The organism is Psychrobacter sp. NZS113, assembly GCF_015864825.1.
Taxonomy (GTDB): domain Bacteria; phylum Pseudomonadota; class Gammaproteobacteria; order Pseudomonadales; family Moraxellaceae; genus Psychrobacter.
This window is the reverse complement of the sequence record NZ_JADYWL010000049.1, coordinates 1-511: the sequence shown is the minus strand read 5'-3', so window position 1 is coordinate 511 and position 511 is coordinate 1. Positions and strand designations below refer to the sequence as shown.

Annotated in this window: 1 protein-coding gene; it reads right to left on the bottom strand. The window is 40.9% G+C overall.

Annotation, left to right across the window (positions count from 1 at the left end):
* Nucleotides 1-148: 148 nt before the first annotated feature.
* On the bottom strand, nucleotides 149-511 hold a 363-nt coding region (locus I6E61_RS14080; protein ID WP_197135314.1), incomplete at its 5' end, for a primase C-terminal domain-containing protein.

The following is a 511-nucleotide window of genomic DNA, read 5'->3' as shown; positions in this document are numbered from 1 at the left end:
TGACAACCCAAGCTAGGAAAAAAATAACAATCAATAAAATAGGCGCTACAGCCTACTTAGAGTGTTTAGAGACGTTCGAGCAGTAATAGAATCAAACACCCCTCCAAAACTATAAAAAGGCTGTTATCTGATTTAGGCTTATCTGCTGTCATATTTTTCCTGCTTTCTTATGCCGGTAATACGTACTTTGTGATATACCTAAATCTCCCCAACGTTGTTGCGTGCGTGCTGAAATAGCTACAGGCTTACGCCTACAGATCTTACCGCCTTTTCTGCCTTTAAGTGCTTGGCGATAGATAAACTCATTATAGTGGTATGCATCATTTTTCCAGCAGTATTTAGCGATGCTTTTGGCAGTGGCTTTGATTTCTGAGTATGGCAATGGTTCTGAAAACATCATATTTACGTTTTGAGCGTTTTTAAGCACTGAGTTATACCATTGCTCCCAAGTCTTACCTCGGTGCTCTCTAATCGCAGAATAAGCCCAATGGCGAACGGTATCGAACAGGGT